The sequence below is a fragment of the Bordetella sp. genome, assembly GCF_057362025.1.
Genome location: NZ_JBMQQZ010000011.1, coordinates 83,570 through 101,244 on the forward strand (window position 1 = coordinate 83,570; position 17,675 = coordinate 101,244).

General features: G+C 67.3%; 15 protein-coding genes. 5 read left to right on the forward strand and 10 right to left on the reverse strand.

Annotated elements, in window-relative coordinates:
- Positions 1-101: 101 nt before the first annotated feature.
- The 4 genes from ACO1P8_RS03865 to ACO1P8_RS03880 form a co-directional block, all read right to left on the reverse strand.
- Positions 102-812 carry an ROK family protein gene (locus ACO1P8_RS03865; RefSeq protein WP_486294600.1) on the reverse strand — a complete coding sequence of 237 codons (711 nt, stop codon included), beginning with the start codon at positions 810-812 and terminating at the stop codon, positions 102-104.
- A 116-nt stretch (positions 813-928) separates the two neighbouring features.
- The gene (locus ACO1P8_RS03870) at positions 929-3,028 is read right to left on the reverse strand and encodes an acetate--CoA ligase family protein (RefSeq protein WP_486294601.1); all 2,100 of its coding nucleotides are present in this window, start codon (positions 3,026-3,028) and stop codon (positions 929-931) included.
- 3 nt (positions 3,029-3,031) lie between these two features.
- On the reverse strand, positions 3,032-3,844 hold the full coding sequence (locus ACO1P8_RS03875) for an enoyl-CoA hydratase/isomerase family protein (protein ID WP_486294602.1): 813 nt from the start codon (positions 3,842-3,844) through the stop codon (positions 3,032-3,034).
- Positions 3,845-3,904: 60 nt separating this feature from the next.
- Positions 3,905-4,897: a tripartite tricarboxylate transporter substrate binding protein gene (locus ACO1P8_RS03880; protein WP_486294603.1), complete on the reverse strand. Its 993-nt coding sequence runs from the start codon at positions 4,895-4,897 to the stop codon at positions 3,905-3,907.
- Positions 4,898-5,055: 158 nt separating this feature from the next.
- On the opposite strand from ACO1P8_RS03880, the gene ACO1P8_RS03885 reads away from it, so the two are divergent.
- Positions 5,056-5,862: an IclR family transcriptional regulator gene (locus tag ACO1P8_RS03885; RefSeq protein ID WP_486294604.1), complete on the forward strand. Its 807-nt coding sequence runs from the start codon at positions 5,056-5,058 to the stop codon at positions 5,860-5,862.
- A gap of 3 nt (positions 5,863-5,865) precedes the next feature.
- Here the strand turns inward: ACO1P8_RS03885 and ACO1P8_RS03890 are convergent, their stop codons facing one another.
- Positions 5,866-6,663 carry a 2-keto-4-pentenoate hydratase gene (locus ACO1P8_RS03890; RefSeq protein ID WP_486294605.1) on the reverse strand — a complete coding sequence of 266 codons (798 nt, stop codon included), beginning with the start codon at positions 6,661-6,663 and terminating at the stop codon, positions 5,866-5,868.
- Positions 6,664-6,918: 255 nt separating this feature from the next.
- On the opposite strand from ACO1P8_RS03890, the gene ACO1P8_RS03895 reads away from it, so the two are divergent.
- Positions 6,919-7,593, forward strand: a complete 675-nt coding sequence (locus tag ACO1P8_RS03895; RefSeq protein WP_486294606.1) for a PepSY-associated TM helix domain-containing protein — start codon at positions 6,919-6,921, stop codon at positions 7,591-7,593.
- 59 nt (positions 7,594-7,652) lie between these two features.
- On the opposite strand, the gene ACO1P8_RS03900 is transcribed toward ACO1P8_RS03895, so the two are convergent.
- The gene (locus ACO1P8_RS03900; protein ID WP_486294607.1) at positions 7,653-8,834 is read right to left on the reverse strand and encodes a methyltransferase; all 1,182 of its coding nucleotides are present in this window, start codon (positions 8,832-8,834) and stop codon (positions 7,653-7,655) included.
- Positions 8,835-8,934: 100 nt separating this feature from the next.
- Between ACO1P8_RS03900 and ACO1P8_RS03905 the strand changes: the two genes are divergently transcribed.
- From ACO1P8_RS03905 to ACO1P8_RS03915, 3 genes are read left to right on the forward strand one after another with little or no spacing between them, the layout of a single operon-like run.
- Entirely contained in the window at positions 8,935-9,957 is a 1,023-nt protein-coding gene (locus tag ACO1P8_RS03905) for a YVTN family beta-propeller repeat protein (protein ID WP_486294608.1), read from the forward strand.
- The gene (locus ACO1P8_RS03910; protein WP_486294609.1) at positions 9,941-10,747 is read left to right on the forward strand and encodes a polysaccharide deacetylase family protein; all 807 of its coding nucleotides are present in this window, start codon (positions 9,941-9,943) and stop codon (positions 10,745-10,747) included. Before ACO1P8_RS03905 ends, ACO1P8_RS03910 begins: the two co-directional genes overlap by 17 nt.
- Before the next feature lie 10 nt (positions 10,748-10,757).
- The gene (locus ACO1P8_RS03915) at positions 10,758-11,735 is read left to right on the forward strand and encodes a sterol desaturase family protein (protein ID WP_486294610.1); all 978 of its coding nucleotides are present in this window, start codon (positions 10,758-10,760) and stop codon (positions 11,733-11,735) included.
- On the opposite strand, the gene ACO1P8_RS03920 is transcribed toward ACO1P8_RS03915, so the two are convergent.
- Genes ACO1P8_RS03920 through ACO1P8_RS03935 form a run of 4 tightly spaced genes read right to left on the reverse strand, consistent with a single transcriptional unit; the run spans position 11,689 to position 17,429 of the window.
- On the reverse strand, positions 11,689-12,810 hold the full coding sequence (locus ACO1P8_RS03920; RefSeq protein ID WP_486294611.1) for a hybrid sensor histidine kinase/response regulator: 1,122 nt from the start codon (positions 12,808-12,810) through the stop codon (positions 11,689-11,691). The two genes, ACO1P8_RS03915 and ACO1P8_RS03920, sit on opposite strands and share 47 nt — an antisense overlap.
- A complete protein-coding gene (locus ACO1P8_RS03925) occupies positions 12,803-13,426 on the reverse strand; it encodes a chemotaxis protein CheB (protein ID WP_486294612.1) in 624 nt (207 codons plus the stop codon). The genes ACO1P8_RS03920 and ACO1P8_RS03925 overlap by 8 nt, the downstream gene beginning before the upstream one ends.
- Positions 13,423-14,277, reverse strand: coding sequence for a CheR family methyltransferase (locus tag ACO1P8_RS03930; protein WP_486294613.1), 855 nt, complete (start codon positions 14,275-14,277; stop codon positions 13,423-13,425). Before ACO1P8_RS03930 ends, ACO1P8_RS03925 begins: the two co-directional genes overlap by 4 nt.
- Positions 14,253-17,429 (reverse strand): response regulator, encoded by a 3,177-nt coding sequence (locus ACO1P8_RS03935; protein ID WP_486294614.1) that lies wholly within the window; start codon positions 17,427-17,429, stop codon positions 14,253-14,255. The genes ACO1P8_RS03930 and ACO1P8_RS03935 overlap by 25 nt, the downstream gene beginning before the upstream one ends.
- Positions 17,430-17,675 lie beyond the last annotated feature (246 nt).

Sequence of the window (17,675 nt, forward strand, 5' to 3'; positions counted from 1 at the left end):
GGAGCAATCGTCATGCCCATATGGCCGCCGGGGGGGCCATGGGGCGTCGTGAGGGCGGCGGTCCGGCGCGCGGACTGTCGCGTCGGCCGTTCAGGGGCCGTTCATGATGGGCGCGCCTTGCGCCACAGCGCGGCGCCGCCTTCCAGGCCGGCGTCGTTGGATCCGATCCTGATATGGCGATCGGCGGTCAGGTCCAGGCGCGCGGAATTGCCGCCGCCGATATAGATGCGGTCCGGCATGAACAGCGTATCGACCAATTCGAGTGCCCGATGCACGCGCCGGTTCCATCTCTTTTTGCCGATGGCTTTACGCTCGGCGTCGCCGAGATATTCATCGTAGGTCTTGTTCTTGCGGATCGGGTGGTGGGCCAGCTCCATGTGCGGCATGAGCTCGCCGTCGCGGAACAGCGCGGTTCCCACGCCGGTCCCGAGGGTGATGACGAATTCCAGTCCGCGTCCGCTGACCAGGCCCAGGCCCTGCATGTCGGCGTCGTTCAACAGATGAGCCGGCTTGTTGCCGAAGGCGCGCGAGACCGCCTGGCGCAGCGGGAAGCCAGCCCACAGGCTGGTATCCAGGTTGGGCGCGGTCAGCACCTTGCCTTCGCGCACGACGCCCGGAAACCCGATAGAGATGCGATCGAAGTCGGGCAGCCCGGCCACCATGCGCTTGAGGTTTTCCAGGAGCACCTTGGGCGGGCAGGGGTGGGGGGTGGGAACCCGCACGCGGTCGGCCAGCATCTGGCCTTTTTCGTTGATGACGGCGGCCTTCAGGCCGGTGCCGCCGATGTCGATGGCCAGTATGCCGGGCTTCATGCGTCAGGGGCTCCTTGGGCGATGAAGCTGCGCGGCAAATCCGCGCAGCGTCGCTCTACGGTACACCAAGAGTTTGACGGATGGTATCGGCCGCGGGGGCCGCCCGGTGTCGCGGGTTATTTCAGGATGGCGATGCCGTCCGCCGCACGTACGCCGCGGCCTTCCTCCTGGACGAAGAGCGGGTTGATTTCCGCTTCCACCAGGCGGTCCCCCAGCTGCGCCGCCATCGACGCGAAGTTCAATACCGCGTCCTCCAGCGCCCTGACGTCGGCCTTGGGGCGGCCGCGATAGCCGTCCAGCAGGGGCCAGGCCTTCAGGGACCGCAGCATGTCGCGTACGGTGGCCCGATCCACGGGCAGCAGGCGCAGCGCCGTGTCCTGGAACAATTCGGCGGTGACCCCGCCCAATCCCACCAGCAGGGTGGGCCCCAGCTGCGGGTCGCGATGCACGCCGACGATCATTTCCACGCCGGAGGCCATTTCCTGCAACAGATAGCCTTCGGGCTCGATACCGGTCCGTTCGCGCACGCGCGCCGCCATGGACTCGATCGCCTCGCCGATCGCCGCGGGCGCCACACCCACGGCGACGCCGCCCGCCTCGGTCTTGTGGGTAATGCGGCTGGACAGCACTTTGAGCACCACGGGACGGTCGAACGCCGCTGCCTCGCGCCGGCCCTGCGCCGCGTCGCTCACCGTCCGTTCGCCGACCGACGGGATGCCGTAGCGTGCGAACAAGGCGCGCGCCTGGGCTTCGTTCAGCGAACCGGCGGGCAGGTCGGCCGGGGGCGCGCCGGCGGGCTCCGCGCCGCCCGCCGCGGCGTCCGTGCCGGCGTCGCCCGCGGTCGCGGTTTCGCGCGCCGTGCGGGCCAGCATGGCGGACAGCACCGCGGCGAAGCTTTCGGGCGCCGTGAACGCCGGCGCGCCGGCCCGGTTGACGTTGGCGAGCACCGTCGGGGCGTAGGGGCTGACGTAGGCCAGCACCGGCTTGTCGCTCTGGCCCAGCGAGGCGGCAATGGCTCCGGCCGCCAGCGTGGGTTGCGCCAGCGCCGACGAACCGACCACGGTAATGACCGCGTCGTAATCGGTGCTGTCCAGCAGGGTGGCGATGGTGTTGCGCAGTAGTTCCGGCTGTAGGCCGGCCAGGGTGACGTCGATGGGATTGCGGTCCAGCACGATCTGGTCGTTCTTCTGCAGATCGCGCAGCCGGGCGGCCGTTTCCGGCCCCGGCGGCGGCGTTTCGAAACCGGCCACGCCCAGGCTATCGGCGACCAGCGTGCCGGCGCCGCCGGTCGACGTCAGGATGGCGATGCGCTTGCCGCGCAGGCGGCGGCGCGTGGCCAGCGCGGCGGGAATATCCAGCAGATCGGCGAAGGTCTGCGCGCGAATGGCCCCCACCTGGCTGAACAGGGCGTCGTAGACGCGGTCTTCGCCGGCCAGTGCGCCGGTATGCGACGCCGCCGACCGCGCGCCGGACTCGGAACGGCCGACCTTGTAGATCACCACGGGCTTGCCCGCGCGCGCGGCCTTGAGCGCGGCGCGGCGGAATTTCTCCGGGTTGTGCAGGCCTTCCATGTACAGCGCGATGACCTGGGTGGCGGCATCGTCGGCCAGGTGGTCCACGAAGTCGGCGGCTTCCAGGTCCACTTCGTTGCCGGTGGATACGAGTTTGGAGAAACCGAGACCTGCCGCGGCGGCGCGCGACAGCAGCGAGCCCAGGATGCCGCCGCTCTGCGACACGACGGCGATGCCGCCGCCCTGCAGCGACTCCATCTCCAGGGCGCCGCTGGCGCACAGCATGATGCGGTCGGTCAGGTTGACCAGCCCGATGGTATTGGGGCCGAGCAGCCGCATGCCACCGGCCGCTTCTTTCAGCGCCTGCTGGCGCCGCGCGCCGCTTTCGCCGGTTTCGCCGAAGCCGCTGGCCAGCACGATGGCGGCCGGCGTGCCGCGGCGGGACAGCGCGGCCACGGCATCGATGGCGCGGTCGGGAGCGACCAGTACCAGGCCGACATCGGGCACGTCCGGCAGGCTGTCGATGTCCGGATAGCAGGTCAGGCCGCCCACCTGGTCGGCGCGCGGGTTGACGGGGTAGATGGTGCCGGCGTAGCCGTGCTTTTGCAGATAGGCCACGGGCCGGCCGGCGGTCTTGCCGGCGTCCGCCGAGGCGCCGATCACGGCGATGCTGCGGGGATGAAGCAGGGTATCGATCGCGCTCATGGCTCAGCCCTTTTTTGCCGATTTTTCCAGGAACGCCTGGACCGAGGCCTGGTGCTGTTCCGTGGTGTAGCAGATGGCTTGCGCCTGGCTGCCCATCTGGAATACCTGTTCCGCCGTCAGCTCGAAGGTCTGGTTCAGGATGGTTTTGCTCAAGGCCAGCGCCGCGCCGGACCCCACGCCCAGCGCGCGGGCCCAGTCGCAGGCCTGGCGCAGCAGCTCGCCCGCGGGCGCCACGCGGTCGGCCATGCCGAGCGTGTGCGCTTCTTCCGCCGATACGGTGCGCCCGGTGTAGATCAATTCCTTGGCGCGCTGCAGGCCGACTCGACGCGGCAGGAAGTACATGCCGCCGCCGTCCGGGATCAGGCCGCGCAGGATGTAGGTCATGGCAAAGGTCGCCGTGTCGGCGGCCATCACGAAATCGCAGCACAGGGCCAGGTCGCAGCCCAGCCCGGTCGCCGCCCCGTTGACCGCCGCGATGGTGGGCTTGGTCAGGTTATGCAGGGCCGCCACGGCGTGGTGGGTGCGTTGCTGGCGGCTCCAGCCGTTGAAGGCCACCTGCCCGGCGGGGGCCGCCATGCGTTCGCGCATGCCGCGGATATCCCCGCCGGCGCAGAACGCCTTGCCGGCGCCCGTCAGTACCAGGGCGCGGATGGCGTTGTCGCGGGTGACCTGGTCCAGCATGGCGATGAAGTCCTGGCGCATTTCATCGTCGATCGCATTGCGGACTTCGGGGCGGTTCAGCGTGATGACGGCCACGCCGTCGTCGATCTGCATCTGTAGGGTGGGATTCTGCATCATGTCTCTGGTGGCGGGCATGGGCCCGCATTGGGTTGGGTTGCGGCGGCCGGCCGCAGGGGATGTCCGCGGCCCGTCCGGCTACTGCTCGGCGATGCCGGCGTCCTTGATGATCTTGTCCCAGCGTTGGGCTTCGCCACGCACGAAGGTATCCAGCTGCCTGGGGTCGCCGACGTCGATCGCCAGGCCTTCCTCTTCCACGTTCCGGCGGAAGCCCGGGGCCTGCACGGCCACCTTCAGCGCGGCGTTCAGGCGCGCGATGACATCGGGCGGCGTGCCGGCGGGCGCGTACACGCCGTACCAGCTCTCCACCACATAGCCAGGCACGCCGGATTCGGCTACCGTCGGCCAGTCCGGGTGCGATGGCGAACGCTGGGCCGAGGTCACGGCCAGCGCGCGCAACCGGCCGGTCTTCACCAGCTGGGCGACGCTGGACACCGTCGAGAACATCGTATCGATCTGGCCACCCATCAAATCGGTCAGCGCGGGGCCGGAGCCGCGATAGGGCACGTGCACCATGTTGACGTGCGCCAGGCTCTTGAACATTTCGCCGGCCAGATGGGCCGATGTGCCGTTGCCATAGGAGCCGAAGGTCAGCTTGCCGGGATGCGCGCGGGCGTACGCCAGCAATTCCTGGACGCTCTTGAAGGGGGCTTTCGGCGATACCACCAGTACGTTCGGCGACCGGCCGACCAGCGCCACGGGCGCGAAGGCGTCGAACGTGGAGTAGGGCAGCTTTTTGTGCAGGGCCGGGTTGACCGCGTGGGCGAAGGTCGCCAGCAGGATCGTATAGCCGTCGGGCTGCGCCTTGGCGACGGCCTCCGTGCCGATGATGGTGCTGCCGCCGCCGCGGTTTTCCACCACCACGGTCTGGCCCAGGTTCTGCGTCATCCCCTCGGCCAGCTGGCGGCCGATCAGGTCGGTGCCGCCGCCCGGCGGGAAGGGCACGATCAGGCGGATGGGTCGTTCGGGAAAGGCTGCGCGGGCGGCGGGCGATGCCAGTCCGCAAAGCGCCAGGCAGCAGGCGGCCAGGGCGGCAACGCGGCGCCGCGAGAAGGGCAGGGAAAAAATCATCGATGTCTCCAGGAACGCGCCCGCGCGTATGGGTAAGGCAGCTCGGGGAAATGCGGCTGCGAGGCCGGGCACGATCGTCTTTGCGATGCGGCCAGTTTAGGTGACAATGTCGCGCCCGGTTTGCATTCATTTCCACCTGATGGAAATGCCGGGGTTCCATGCCACCATCCCGCCGCCCCTCTTCCGCTCCCGTCAAAACCGTCGTCCGCCGCACGCCCGACGCTGCGCCGGCCAATCGCTCGCTGGAGCGCGGCATCGCCTTGCTGCGCGCGTTCCGGCCCGGGCTGGAGATTCTCGGCAATGGCGAGCTGGCCGAACGCACCGGCCTGTCGCGCGCCACCGTCAGCCGATTGACCCAGACGCTGGTGCGCACCGGCTTCCTGCAGCATGAGCCGGCCCTGCGCGCCTATCGCCTGGGGGCGCCGGTGCTCAGTCTGGCGCATGCCATGCGCAGCGGGTCGCCGGTGTTGAAGGTCGCCGCGCCCTGCATGCGCGAACTCGCCCAGGCGCGCCGCATCAATGTCGGCATCGCGGTGGCCGATGGGGACGACATGGTCTACCTGGAGTCGGTGCGCTACAGCCGGAAGGTGTCGTTGCGCAGCGTCGTGGCCGGCCAGCGCGTGCCCATCGAGCTGACCTCGCTGGGCCGCGCCTACCTGGCGGCGCTGCCCGATGCGCGGCGCGAAGCCTGGATCGCCGCCATGAAGCGCCGCCGCCCGGGGCAGGGCCGGGCGCTGGCCGACGATATCGATGCCGCGCGCGCCAGCGTGCGCGCGGGCGGCTACTGCGTCGCCGCCTGGCAGCCGGCGGTGGTGGCACTGTCGACGCCGCTGGTCCTGGCCAACGGCGCCATCTACGCCCTGAATGTCAGCGTGGCGACCGCCGAAGCGCCGGAGACCGTGGCGGGTTCGCTCGCCGCGGACCTGCTGGACCTGAAGCGGCGCATCCTGGCCGCGCTGGGCTGAGGCTCAATCCCGCGCCGGGACGACGCGCGTCGACAGGGTACGGCCCAGGAACTGCGCGCTCAGGTCCGTTTCCCCGGGCGCGATGTCGAAGGGCTTCGCCACGGCGCCGGTCGTGACGACATCGCCGGCGCGCAGCGTCAGGCCGTGGTAACAGGCGTGATCGAACAAGTGGCGCAGCATCTGTACCGGCTCGATCGCGTCGTCCCCGCTCAGCCCGCCGCCCATCGCCTGGCCGTTCGCCTGCACCGATACCGACGCGATGCCGCGGTGGATGGCGGCAGCGTCGATCTGCGGGCCCAGGATAGAGGCTTCGAAACCCACGCTGTCGCCCACGAAGCTGGGCCAGCCGACCGCGCGGCGATTGACGAAGCGCGACAGGACCAGTTCGAAGGCAATATGGGTCGACGCTACCGCCTGCATCGGATCGGCCGGCGCCGCGCCGGGCGCGATATCGCGGCCCAGCACGAAGGCCACTTCGAATTCCACGGTGATCGGCGCCTGGCACAGCACCTTGACCGTCGCACCGTTGTCATAGCGGTGTCCCGACAGGACCCGCCCGACCAGGGGGCGCTCCGTGCCGGCCGCCTGCATCGCGGCGACGCTGCCCACGCCCAGCTTCCATCCCGCCTCGCGGTCGCCCGTCTCGGCGGCGTAGGTCTTGATGAACGCGTCCTGCAGGGCATAACCCTCCAGCAGATTGCGGGGCCGGATATCGGCGGGGATCTCGCTCAGCTGGCGTCCCTCGCGCCAGGCCTGAGTCAACAAGGCGGCCGCTGGGGCCGGATCGAAAACGTCGGTCACGATGTGCTCCTCTCACTGTGATGGCATGCCGTCATGCATCCATATCGGCTGACGATCGGCTTCCATCTTAATCCTGTCCCGATATTCGATCGCGCCCGAAGTATTCCGTTGCGGGGGCGCGCTGGCGATGGCCGGCGGCCTTTTGCTCCAGCTTGAGAAAGTAAACAAAGGTGAGATGCAATATCATTAGCGTTTTTCAATCCCTGACAGTCGCGCTGCGCCCGCAAGCCATCGCGGCAAACCGACCGACGAACCATGAGCCACATCCTCACTCCCGCGCCGCGCCGCGCCGATCCCGCGCACGCCGCGGCCCATCGCCGGGGCCTATTCCTGAAATGGTTGCGCAAAACGCACAGCTGGATCGGCCTGTGGGGCGCGCTGCTGGGCCTGCTCTTCGGACTGACGGGATTCTTCCAGAACCACCGCGCCGTCATGAGGATCGATACCGGCGCCGCGCAGGTATCCGATATCCGTCTGGAACTGCCTGTGCCCCCGCCCGCCACGCCGCAGGCGATGGCCGCCTGGCTGCAGCAGGAACTGACCTTGTCCAGGCCCCCGGAGCGCATCCAGCGCGAACCGGCCAAGCCCGTGGCCTGGGGCGACAGGACAGTCGCCCAGCCGGAACATTGGCAACTGCGTTTCCGTTCCCCGACGGCGACGGTGCAGGCCGAATACTGGGTCGGCGCGGGACAGGTCAATGTCCGCCGGGTCGAACCGGGGCTGCTCGCCGTGCTGGAGAACCTGCACAAAGCCAACGGGGTCACGGCCGCCTGGGTGCTGATTGCCGACACCATCGCCGGCGGCATGGTCCTGCTGTCCATTACCGGCGTCCTGCTATGGACCGGCCTGAACCGCCGTCGCACGGTCGGTGCCGCCATCCTGGGCGTCTCGCTGGTCGTCACACTCGCATTGGCGGCGCAAACCTTGTAGCGCGTCCGCAGGGCGCCGGATGCCGGCGGATCCGTGGCGTCGGCGCGAAACCGGCGAAGTCAGGCCGGCCGCGGGCCGCGCCGCAAGCGCCACAGCGAGGTGATTTCCCGCGAGCGCGCGGCGTGCAGCGGATCGCCAGCGTCTTCCGCCTTGCCATGCCGTGGGCGGATATCCATTCTGTCCACGACGTCCAGTCCCGCGGCGGCAATCCATTCGAGCAGGGCCTCGCGGCTGCGCAGCCGCAGGTGTTCCGCCAGGTCCGACAGTATCAGCCAGCCTTCTCCTCCGGGGGCCAGATGGGGCGCCAGCCCATCGAGGAATGACCGCAGCATCCTGGAGTCCGGGTCGTACACCGCATGTTCGACCGGCGCCGTCGCGCGGGCTGGTACCCAAGGGGGATTGCAGACCACCAGTTGCGCCTGGCCCGGCGGGAAAAGATCGGCCTGCCGCAGGCGGACGCGTTCCGCCAGGCCCAGCCGGTCCAGATTGTCCCGCGCGCAGGCCAGCGCGCGCGGGTCCTGATCCGTCGCCACTATCGTTCGCACGCCGCGCCGTGCCAGCAAGGCCGCGATTACGCCCGTTCCCGTGCCGATGTCGAACGCCAGGTCCGTTCCGGGCAGGGGCGCGCGCGCCACCAGGTCGAGATATTCCCCGCGCACCGGCGAGTAGACACCGTAGTGCGGAAATATGCGTGCGCCGAGCGCGGCAATCTCCACGCCTTTTTCACGCCATTGCCGGGCGCCGATCAGGCCCAGCAGTTCGCGCAGCGACGCCACGTAAGGCAGGTCCGCGGCTCCATGGACGTCCTGGCAGGCGCGCGCCACATCGGGCGCGCGCCGTAGCGGCACGATGTGACCCGGTTCGAATGGGATCAGCAGCATCCCCAGCGTGCGGGCGCGCTGGGCGCGCGCCTGGCGATGCATATGGAAAGCTTCCGGGAAGGGCTGGGGCGCCTTGCGGCCGGCCGGCCGCCTGTCGATGCGCCGGGCCAGGGCCTGGAGCAACTGGCGGGCGTTCTGGAAATCGCCGCGCCACAGCAGCGCCGTTCCTTCGCAGGCCAGCCGGTAGGCCGTGTCCGCACTCATGGCGTCGTCGGCGCGCACGACCCGCCGCGGAACCGGTGCGCCGCTTTCGGACCGCCAGTCCGCATGATGTTCGACGCCGTCCTCGATCCAGGACAGCTGAGCAGGCGCAAGCGGTTCGGGCAGGGACATGTTGTCGGGTTTGGAAGAATCGGACATTTTACGCATCGTGCGAACTTTTCCGCGGCGGGCTACTCCAACGGCCGGCTGCTGTATGTCAAAATTCAGGGCGCTTTCACCTGCTACTGCGAGATCCCTTTTGAACCGTCTGTCGTTTGCCTGTGGCGCGCTCTTCGCCGCCTGTCTCGCGTTCGTCGCACCCGTCCAGGCCCAAGGCCAGGCTTCCCGGTCCGGTCATGACGACCCGATCTTCGTCCTCAATTCACTGGACGCCAACATCAGCGTCATCGACCCGGTCACGTACAAGGAGCTGCGCCGCATACCCACCGGCAAGGAGCCGCATCACCTGTACTTTTCGCCCGACCAGAAATCCCTGATCGTCGCCAATTCCGTCGGCGACTCCCTGACCTTGCTGGATCCGCGTACGGCCGAGGTGCAGCGCACGCTCACCGGCATCGTGGATCCTTACCAACTGCGGTTCTCACCCGACATGAAATGGTTCGTTACCGCGGCCAACCGCCTGAACCATATCGATATCTACCAATACATTCCCAGCGCCAAGGGCTTCGATCTCAAACTGATGAAGCGGGTGCCCGCCGGCAAGACGCCCAGCCATATCGGTATCGACAGCAAGAGCACCACCGCCTATGTCTCCCTGCAGGACAGCGACGAAGTCATTGCCATCGACCTGGCCACGCAGCAGGTGCGCTGGACGCTGCCCGTGGGCAAGACACCGGCCGATGTGTATATCGTCCCGGGCGACAAGGTCATGCTGGTGGCCCTTACCGGCGACCACTACGTCGAGGCCTACGACCTGACCAGTCCGGGCAAGCCCAGGCTGATCACGCGCATCAAGACCAACGAGGGCGCCCATGCCTTCCGCGTGCAGGGCGATGGCAAGCATCTTTTCGTCAGCAACCGCGCCGCCAATACCATCAGCCGCATCGATTTCACCACCTTGAAGGTCGTGGCCGAATACCCCGCCCCCGGCGGTCCGGATTGCATGGACCTGATGGCGGACGGCAAGACGCTGCTGGTCACCTCGCGCTGGGCGCGCAAGCTGACGTTCATCGATATCGACAAGAAGGAAGTCGTGCGGCAGATCAACGTGGGCCGCTCGCCGCACGGCGTTTGGACGCTCGATCATGTCGCGATGCACTAAAACCGCTTCCGCCGCCTTGTGCGGCCTGCTGGCCGCGGCCCTGGCGTCCGGCGCCGCAGCCGCGCCGGCACCGGTTTGCGCCAGGCCGGTCTACCTGACCTTCGATACCGGGCATATGGGCGTGGCCCCGCTGGTCGCGGACGTGCTCAAGCGCCACGGCGTCAAGGTCACCTTCTTCCTGGCCAACGAGCGCACGCAGACCAACGGCACCTCGCTGGACGATCAATGGGCACCCTGGTGGCGTGCCCGCGTCGCCGACGGCGACGTCTTCGGCAGCCATACCTACGATCACGTTCATTGGTTGAAGGACCTGCCGGGCGATAGATTCGAGATGCGGCCCGACTTCGGCCCGCAGGCCGGCACGCGTGAAGTCCTTACTGCGCAACAGTACTGCGACGAACTGCAGCGCTCCGCCGCGCGCTTCCGGCAGATGACGGGCCATGCCATGTTGCCGCTGTTCCGCGCGCCGGGGGGCCGTACTTCCGCGGCGCTGCTGAAAGCCGCGCAAACCTGCGGCTATCGCCACGTGGGGTGGACGTCGGCCGGTTTCCTGGGCGACGAACTGCCCAGCGATAAATATCCCAACAAACAATTGCTGTCGCGGGCGCTGGCCAACATCAAGCCGGGCGACATCCTCCTGGCGCACCTGGGCATCTGGTCGCGCCAGGATCCCTGGGCGCCCGCCGTGCTCGAACCCCTGATCACCGGACTGCAGGCCAAGGGCTATTGCTTCGCCACGATGGACCAGCATCCGGCCTATCGCGCCTGGATCGCGGCGCACCGTCACTAAGTTTCAAGCGATGGATACGTTCAATCATCTGATCGGCATGGCCCAGGAAGGGCTGTTCGAATCTGTCATCCAACCCGTGCTGTACAAGCTGGGCCTGTCCGGTGTCATCGAAGACGCCTACGACGCGACGCTGTGGCTGATCGCCGGCCTGCTGCAGCTTGCCGTGCTGATCTGCGTGATCGGACCGCTGCAGCGCTGGCGCCCGGTCGAACCCGTCATGGATCGCCGCGCGGTGCGCCTGGACATTCTCTACACGGTCATCCACCGCCTCGGTATCTTCCGCGTGGCGCTGTTCTTTGCCATCGACCCGTTCTGGGACAGCATTTTCGGCAGCCTGCATGTATGGGGCCTGCCCACCCTGCAACTGGACTACCTCTGGCCCGGCGTAACCGACAATGCGCTGGTAAGCCTGGCCATCTATCTGGTCGTCTTCGACCTGGTCGAATACCTGTATCACCGCGCCCAGCACAACGTCGAATGGATGTGGACCTTGCACGCGGTGCATCACAGCCAGCGCCAGATGACCATGTGGAGCGACAACCGCAATCATCTGCTGGACGATCTGCTGCACGATGTCGTCATCGTCGTCGTCTCGCAACTGATCGGCGTGGCGCCGGCGCAGTTCGTCGCCATCGTGGCCATCCTGCAATTGGTCGAAAGCTTTTCGCACGCCAATCTGCGGCTGCACTTCGGCAGGCTGGGCGAACGCCTGCTCGTCAGTCCGCGCTTTCACCGCGAGCATCACGGCATTGCCTACGAAACGACGCCTACCGGCAAGGTCGTGGGCAGCAACTATGCCGTCATCTTCCCGATCTGGGACGTCCTGTTCCGTACCGCCCGCTTCGATGGCAACTACGGCCCCACCGGCATCGCGGACCAACTGCCCGATGCCGGCGGCCACGATTACGGCGAGACTTTCCTGTCCCAGCAGTGGCTGGGGTTCAAGCGGCTGTTCGCCTCGCGGCGGCGGCGCGCTCGCGCGGCATGACGATGTCGAAAGCCGTGCCCTCGCTGGCCGTGGAGCGCACGGCGACCGTGCCGCCATGCTCGTCGATGAACTTCTTCACGATATAAAGCCCCAGGCCCAGCCCGTTTTTCGATAAGCGGCTTTCCATGCTTGCCTGGAAGGGGTTGAACAGATCGGGTAGCTGCGCGGCCGGGATCACGCCCTGGTTGGCCACCTGCAAGACGATGCGCGCGGGCGCCTGGCCATCGATCCGCAGGACCACCGGGTATGCCGGATCGCCGTGCTGCAGCGCGTTGCCCAGCAGGTTGGAAACGACCTGCGAGAACCGATCGACATCGATGTCGCCGTGCGTGTCGCCCTCGATGCGTAACTGCACGCGTTCGCGCTGCGCAGGGTCGGCGATCTCGTCCACGATGGCACGGCAGACACTCGCGTAGTCCGTGCGGACCCATTGCAGGGCCAGGCCGTTGGAGCGGATCCGCGCCACATCCAGCAGTTGTTCCACCATGCGCGCCATGCGTCCGGCGCTGAAACGGATCCGTTGCGCGTTGGTCCGTACCTTGGGGTCGTCGGAACCGCGCAGCAGCAGTTCGGACCCGTGCAGCACCGCGGACAAGGGATTGCGCAGGTCGTGCCCGAGCACGGCGGTGAACATGTCGTTCAGCGTGAGAGCCTGGCGCAATTCCTCCAACTGGCGCGCCATCACTTTCTTCTGGTTATGCATTTCGACGAAGACGTTGACCTTGCTGATCAGGACGTCCGCATCCAGCGGCTTGTACAGGAAATCGACGGCGCCGGCCTCGTAGCCGCGGAAATGCGCCTCGCGCTCTTTCGTGCCGGCCGTCAGGAAGATCAGGGGCACGCTGCGCGTGCGCTCGCTGCCCCGGATCAGTTCGGCCAGTTCGAAGCCGTCCATCTGCGGCATCTGCACATCGATCAGGGCCAGCGCCACTTCGTTGACCAGCAGCAGTTCCAGTGCCTGCACGCCGGAGCGCGCCTGCAGCACCTGAATGCCGGGTCTGGCCAGCAGGGCTTCGACCGCCACGAGATTCTGCTCGATGTCGTCGACGACCAGGATGTTGACGTTCTCAGTCACGGTCCTTGTTCCCGTTTTTCCCAGGGGCTTTGCCCATATCGGCCAGCGCGCGCGCCAGCGTAAGTTTGTCCATGATGCGGTCGGCCCCCGCCAGCGCTATGGCGCTGGCCGGCATGGCCGGTACATCGGCGTTGTCCGGATCCTGGACCCATGCCTGCCCGCCCAGGGCGCGCACGCGCCGCAGGCCGGCCGAGCCATCCTGGCTGGCACCGGTCAGCACGATGCCCAGCAGCCGCTCCCGATAGGCGATCGCCGCCGATTCCAGCAGCAGATCGATGGAGGGACGCGAAAAGTTCACCGCCTCATCGTGCGACAGGGCGAACGACCGGTCCGGTTCCACCAGCATGTGGTAGTCGGGCGCCGCGACGTAGACGACCCCAGGCACGATGAATTCCTTGTCTTCCACTTCCTTGACGGGCAGGGCGCAGCGCGCCCCGAACAATTCCGGCAGCAGGCTGTCCCGGTCCGGGGGCAGGTGCAGCACGATGGCCACCGCCGCGGGAAAGCGGGCGGGCAGGGCTTGCAGCACCGTGCCGATGGCGTCCACGCCGCCGGCGGATGCGCCGATGGCCACGAGTTCCACGGGCGAAGGGGGGAGGCGGGCCGGGGTATTCATAGGCGCTGGTAGATGCGCTGGCGCGGCGCCACTTCGGCGAATCGCCCGGACTGCGATGAAAAGCGCAGGCTTTCGCGCGAGCCCAGGCCCAGGAACCCACGCCGTATCAGGGCTTCGTGGAACAGCTGGGTGGCGCGGTCCTGCAGCTCGCGGTTGAAGTAGATCAGCACATTGCGGCAGGAAATGAAATGCACCTCCGAAAATACACTATCGGTCGCCAGGCTGTGGTCGGCAAATACGATATGTTCGCGCAGGCGTCGGTCCAGACGCGCATCGTGCAGGTTCGCCGTGTAGTAGTCCGACAGCGACCGCGTACCGCCGCTGTCCCGATAGTTGCGGCTGAACTGCGCGAAGCGGTCCACCGGATAGATACCGCTTTCGGCCACGCGCAGGGCCTCGCTATTGATGTCCGTGGCGTAGATCAGCGTGCGCGACAGCAGGTCCTCTTCGTCCAGCAGGATGGCCAGGGACCAGACTTCCTCGCCGCTGCTGCAGCCGGCCACCCAGAACTTCACCGACGGGTACGTCCGCAGCACCGGAACCACATGCTCGCGTACCGCGCGGAAGTAATCCGGGTCGCGGAACATGTCGCTGACCTGTACCGTGAAGTACTGCAGCATCTGCGCGAATATCGGCGGCTGGTGCAGCACCCTGTCCTGCAACTGGCTGACGGTGGCACAGCCGAAATGCACCATGGCTTGCCTCACGCGGCGGCGCATCGACGCGACGGCATAGCCGCGGAAGTCGTGCTGATAGCGAAGATAGACCGCCTCGAGCAGGAGCTTGAGCTCCAGGTCGAACAGCGCGTCCATCGCGGCCGGGCCGCTTATTTGGGCATCCAGACTCGGCATAGTGAAACCAGCTTGTCCACGTCGATCGGCTTGGCGATATAGTCGTTGGCACCCGCCTCCAGGCAGTTGCGGCGGTCGTCCGCCATCGCCTTGGCGGTCAGCGCAATAATGGGCAGATCGCGCAGTTCCGGACGCTTGCGGATCTCGCGGGTGGCGGTCAGGCCGTCCATTTCGGGCATCATCAAGTCCATCAGGATGATATCGACGTGCGCGTCGGCGGCCAGCGCATCCAGTGCCTCGCGGCCATTGCGCGCCACCAGAAGCTGCGCGCCCAGGGGCTCCAGCACGCTGGACAAGGCAAAAATATTGCGCACGTCGTCTTCCACCAGCAGGATGCGGCGGCCTTCGAACACCATATCGCGTTGCCGGGCCTGCATCAAAAGCTTTTGCTGGTCCGGCGGCAGCGTGGCCTCCACGCGGTGCAGGAATAGCGTGACCTCGTCGACCAGCCTCTCCGGCGATTTCGCCCCCTTGATGATGATGGAACGCGAGTAGCGGCGCAAACGCTGCTCTTCGTCGCGCGTCAGGGCGCGTCCCGTATAGACGATGACGGGCGGGAAGGCGTACTTGCGGCCGGCGCCCATTTGTTCCAGCAGGTCGTATCCGGAGGCGTCCGGCAACATCAGGTCCATGACCATGCAGTCGAAGGTGCGCGCGGATAGATGCTCCAGGGCCTCGGCGACGGTTCCCGCGGTCGTGATCTCGATGTCGTCGGCCCTCAGCAGCAGCGATATGCTGGCGCGCAGGTCCGGGTCGTCCTCCACCACCAGCACGCGGCTCGCGCGTCTTTGCAGTTTTTCCTCCACGCGCTGGAAGGCCTCCACCAGTTCTTCACGGGCGACCGGCTTCAGCGCGTATCCCACGGCGCCGAGCTCCAGCGCGGTTTGTATGTGGTCGGCCACCGAAATGACGTGGATGGGAATGTGCCGTGTGGCCGGATCGTGCTTGAGCTGGTCCAGCACGCTCAGCCCCGATTGATCCGGCAGGCCGACGTCCAGCAGGATGCCGCTGGGGCGCAGTTCGCGAGCCAGCCGCATGGCTTCGGCGCCGTGCGAGACCAGAACGCAATCGAAGTCCAGTTCATGCGCCAGTTCGTACAGAATGTCGGCGAATCGCTCGTCGTCTTCGATGACCATGACCAGCCGTTCGCGGCGCCGCTCGTCGATGTCGCCGCGCGCCGGCTTGAACACCCCGATGTGCGCCGGTGCCGCTGCCCGCGCGGCATCCGCCTCGGCCTGGCGCTCGTCCCTGGACGCGACGTTGCCGGAATGAACGGGCCGCGCCCGCGCGCTGGCGATCGCCGCCGCGTCGCGGCCGGTGGCCTCGGTGGGGGCTGTCGCGCCCCCGCCGGCCGCGCGCGTCGCGGCGTCCTCCGTCTCGTCGGCCGGCAGGTGCTGGCGCAGGTCCGCGGCGATCTCGGCGGTGAAGGTGCTGCCCTGGCCTTCCGCGCTGGTCACGCGCAGCTCGCCGCCCAGCAGGCGCGTCAATTCGCGCGAGATCGACAGCCCCAGGCCGGTGCCGCCGTACTTGCGGCTGGTCGTGCCGTCGGCCTGGCGGAACGCCTCGAAGATGACCTCCTGCTGCTGTGGCGGGATGCCGATGCCCGTGTCGCGCACGGCAAAGGCGACGCGGCCTTCGGCGCCGCTTTGCACCGACAGCACCACCTCGCCCCGGTCCGTGAACTTGAATGCGTTGGCCAGCAGGTTCTTCAGTACCTGTTGGACCTTCGCCGCGTCGGTGACGTAGGTGGTGGGGGCACTGTCGTGGATGTCGATGCGGAAGTTCAGCTGCTTGCCGGCCGCGATGGGCTCGAACATCTGGCGGAGGGGCTCCAGTATGCCGGCGGCCGATACGGTTTCCGGCGCCAGGTCGACATGGCCCGCCTCGATCTTGGACAGGTCCAGGATGTCGTTGATGAGCGTCAGCAGGTCCGCGTTGGAGGCGTGGATGGTGCGCGCGTAGCGCTGGATTTCCCCCGCCGGCAAGCCGGCCGACTTGGGGTCGGCCAGCATCTGCGACAGGATCAGCGAGCTGTTTAGCGGCGTGCGCAGCTCGTGCGACATATTGGCCAGGAACTCCGACTTATAACGGCTGGCGCGGGACAGTTCGCGCGCATTGGTTTCCAGCGTCTCTCGCGCGCGCTGCAGCTCGCGCTTCTGCTGCTCCAGCGTTTGGGTATGTTCTTCCAGGCGGGCGTTGCTTTGCATCAGGTCGGTCTGCTGCTGCTCCAGGCGGCTTTGCGATTCCCGCAGGGCGCGGCCCTGTTCTTCCAGCTCCTCGTTGGAGACGCGCAGCTCTTCCTGCTGTGTCTGCAGTTCCTCGCTCTGGCGCTGCGTCTCTTCCAGCAATTCCTTCAGGTGTTCGCGATACAGGGCCGAGCGCAGCGCCATGCCGATAACCTCGCCCGCCGCCCGCAGCAGTTCCAGCTCGCGTTCGAAGTCGCCGCTATCGCTCAGGAAGCCCAGCTCCACGACGCCCTGCACCCGGCCGTCGGCCGTAACGGGCGCGATGATCAGCGCGCGGGGCGGGGCGTCGCCCACCCCCGAATTGACGCGCAGGTAATCGGCCGGCAGGTCGCGCACCACCAGCGGGCTCCCCTGCGCCGCGACTTCCAGCGCCATGCCACGCCCGGAAGCCGCGGATTCATCGTCGGGGCTTCGGTCATCGCCATAGCCGCCCACGTGGGACAAGGCGCCTCGCTGCAGCCGGTACAGGGCGCCGACCTGTGCGTTCATCACCCGGGCCAGCGCGCGCATCGCGTTGCGCCCGATATCCTGCACGCTCTGTTCGCCCAGCAGGTCCTGCGCCAGCGCGCTTTCGCCCTGCTGCAACCACATCAGGCGCTGGGCGTTCAGGCGCGCCCCGATGACCTGCACGACCAGCCCCGCCGTGGCGAACAGCGTCACGACGCCGAAGGCGCGGTTCATCATGTTCTGCAGGGAGATCCCATAACCCACGGGCAGAAAAGTCCCGGCAACGATAAAGACCAGTTCCAGCGTGGCGATCATCAGCGGCAGGTATTTATGTCGCTGGAACACGCAAAGCACCACGGGCAGCATGTAGAAGACCCACACGGCGACACCGATCGGCAGCACGATGTCGATGACAAAGATCAGCACGCTGAGAACCGCGATGCCGAGATGAATCGGCATTTCGTCTTTAAGTGTGGGTGGCATGATTACGAATGAAAGGGATTCGCTATTCGGCGGGCGGCAGAAATAGTACCGCAGGTTACTTCCTGTATCGTAGCGGGCGGCGCATCAGCAAATACCGTGCCTGGCTGGACAAGCCGGCCTTCCAGCCCCCGGACTGCCGCCATAAACTGATGTGGTCCCGGTCGCGCGGAACTGGAACTGATGCGGTCCGCCGCGGCGAGATTCCCCCAGCACACCCCCATC

Coding starts and splice junctions, on each gene's coding strand:
- ACO1P8_RS03880 (WP_486294603.1), bottom strand. CDS start 4,897: ATGATTTTTTCCCTGCCCTTCTCGCGGCGCCGCGTTGCCGCCCTGGCC.
- ACO1P8_RS03915 (WP_486294610.1), top strand. CDS start 10,758: ATGGATACGTTCAATCATCTGATCGGCATGGCCCAGGAAGGGCTGTTC.
- ACO1P8_RS03875 (WP_486294602.1), bottom strand. CDS start 3,844: ATGCCCGCCACCAGAGACATGATGCAGAATCCCACCCTACAGATGCAG.
- ACO1P8_RS03865 (WP_486294600.1), bottom strand. CDS start 812: ATGAAGCCCGGCATACTGGCCATCGACATCGGCGGCACCGGCCTGAAG.
- ACO1P8_RS03885 (WP_486294604.1), top strand. CDS start 5,056: ATGCCACCATCCCGCCGCCCCTCTTCCGCTCCCGTCAAAACCGTCGTC.
- ACO1P8_RS03910 (WP_486294609.1), top strand. CDS start 9,941: ATGTCGCGATGCACTAAAACCGCTTCCGCCGCCTTGTGCGGCCTGCTG.
- ACO1P8_RS03930 (WP_486294613.1), bottom strand. CDS start 14,277: ATGCCGAGTCTGGATGCCCAAATAAGCGGCCCGGCCGCGATGGACGCG.
- ACO1P8_RS03900 (WP_486294607.1), bottom strand. CDS start 8,834: ATGTCCGATTCTTCCAAACCCGACAACATGTCCCTGCCCGAACCGCTT.
- ACO1P8_RS03895 (WP_486294606.1), top strand. CDS start 6,919: ATGAGCCACATCCTCACTCCCGCGCCGCGCCGCGCCGATCCCGCGCAC.
- ACO1P8_RS03870 (WP_486294601.1), bottom strand. CDS start 3,028: ATGAGCGCGATCGATACCCTGCTTCATCCCCGCAGCATCGCCGTGATC.
- ACO1P8_RS03935 (WP_486294614.1), bottom strand. CDS start 17,429: ATGCCGATTCATCTCGGCATCGCGGTTCTCAGCGTGCTGATCTTTGTC.
- ACO1P8_RS03925 (WP_486294612.1), bottom strand. CDS start 13,426: ATGAATACCCCGGCCCGCCTCCCCCCTTCGCCCGTGGAACTCGTGGCC.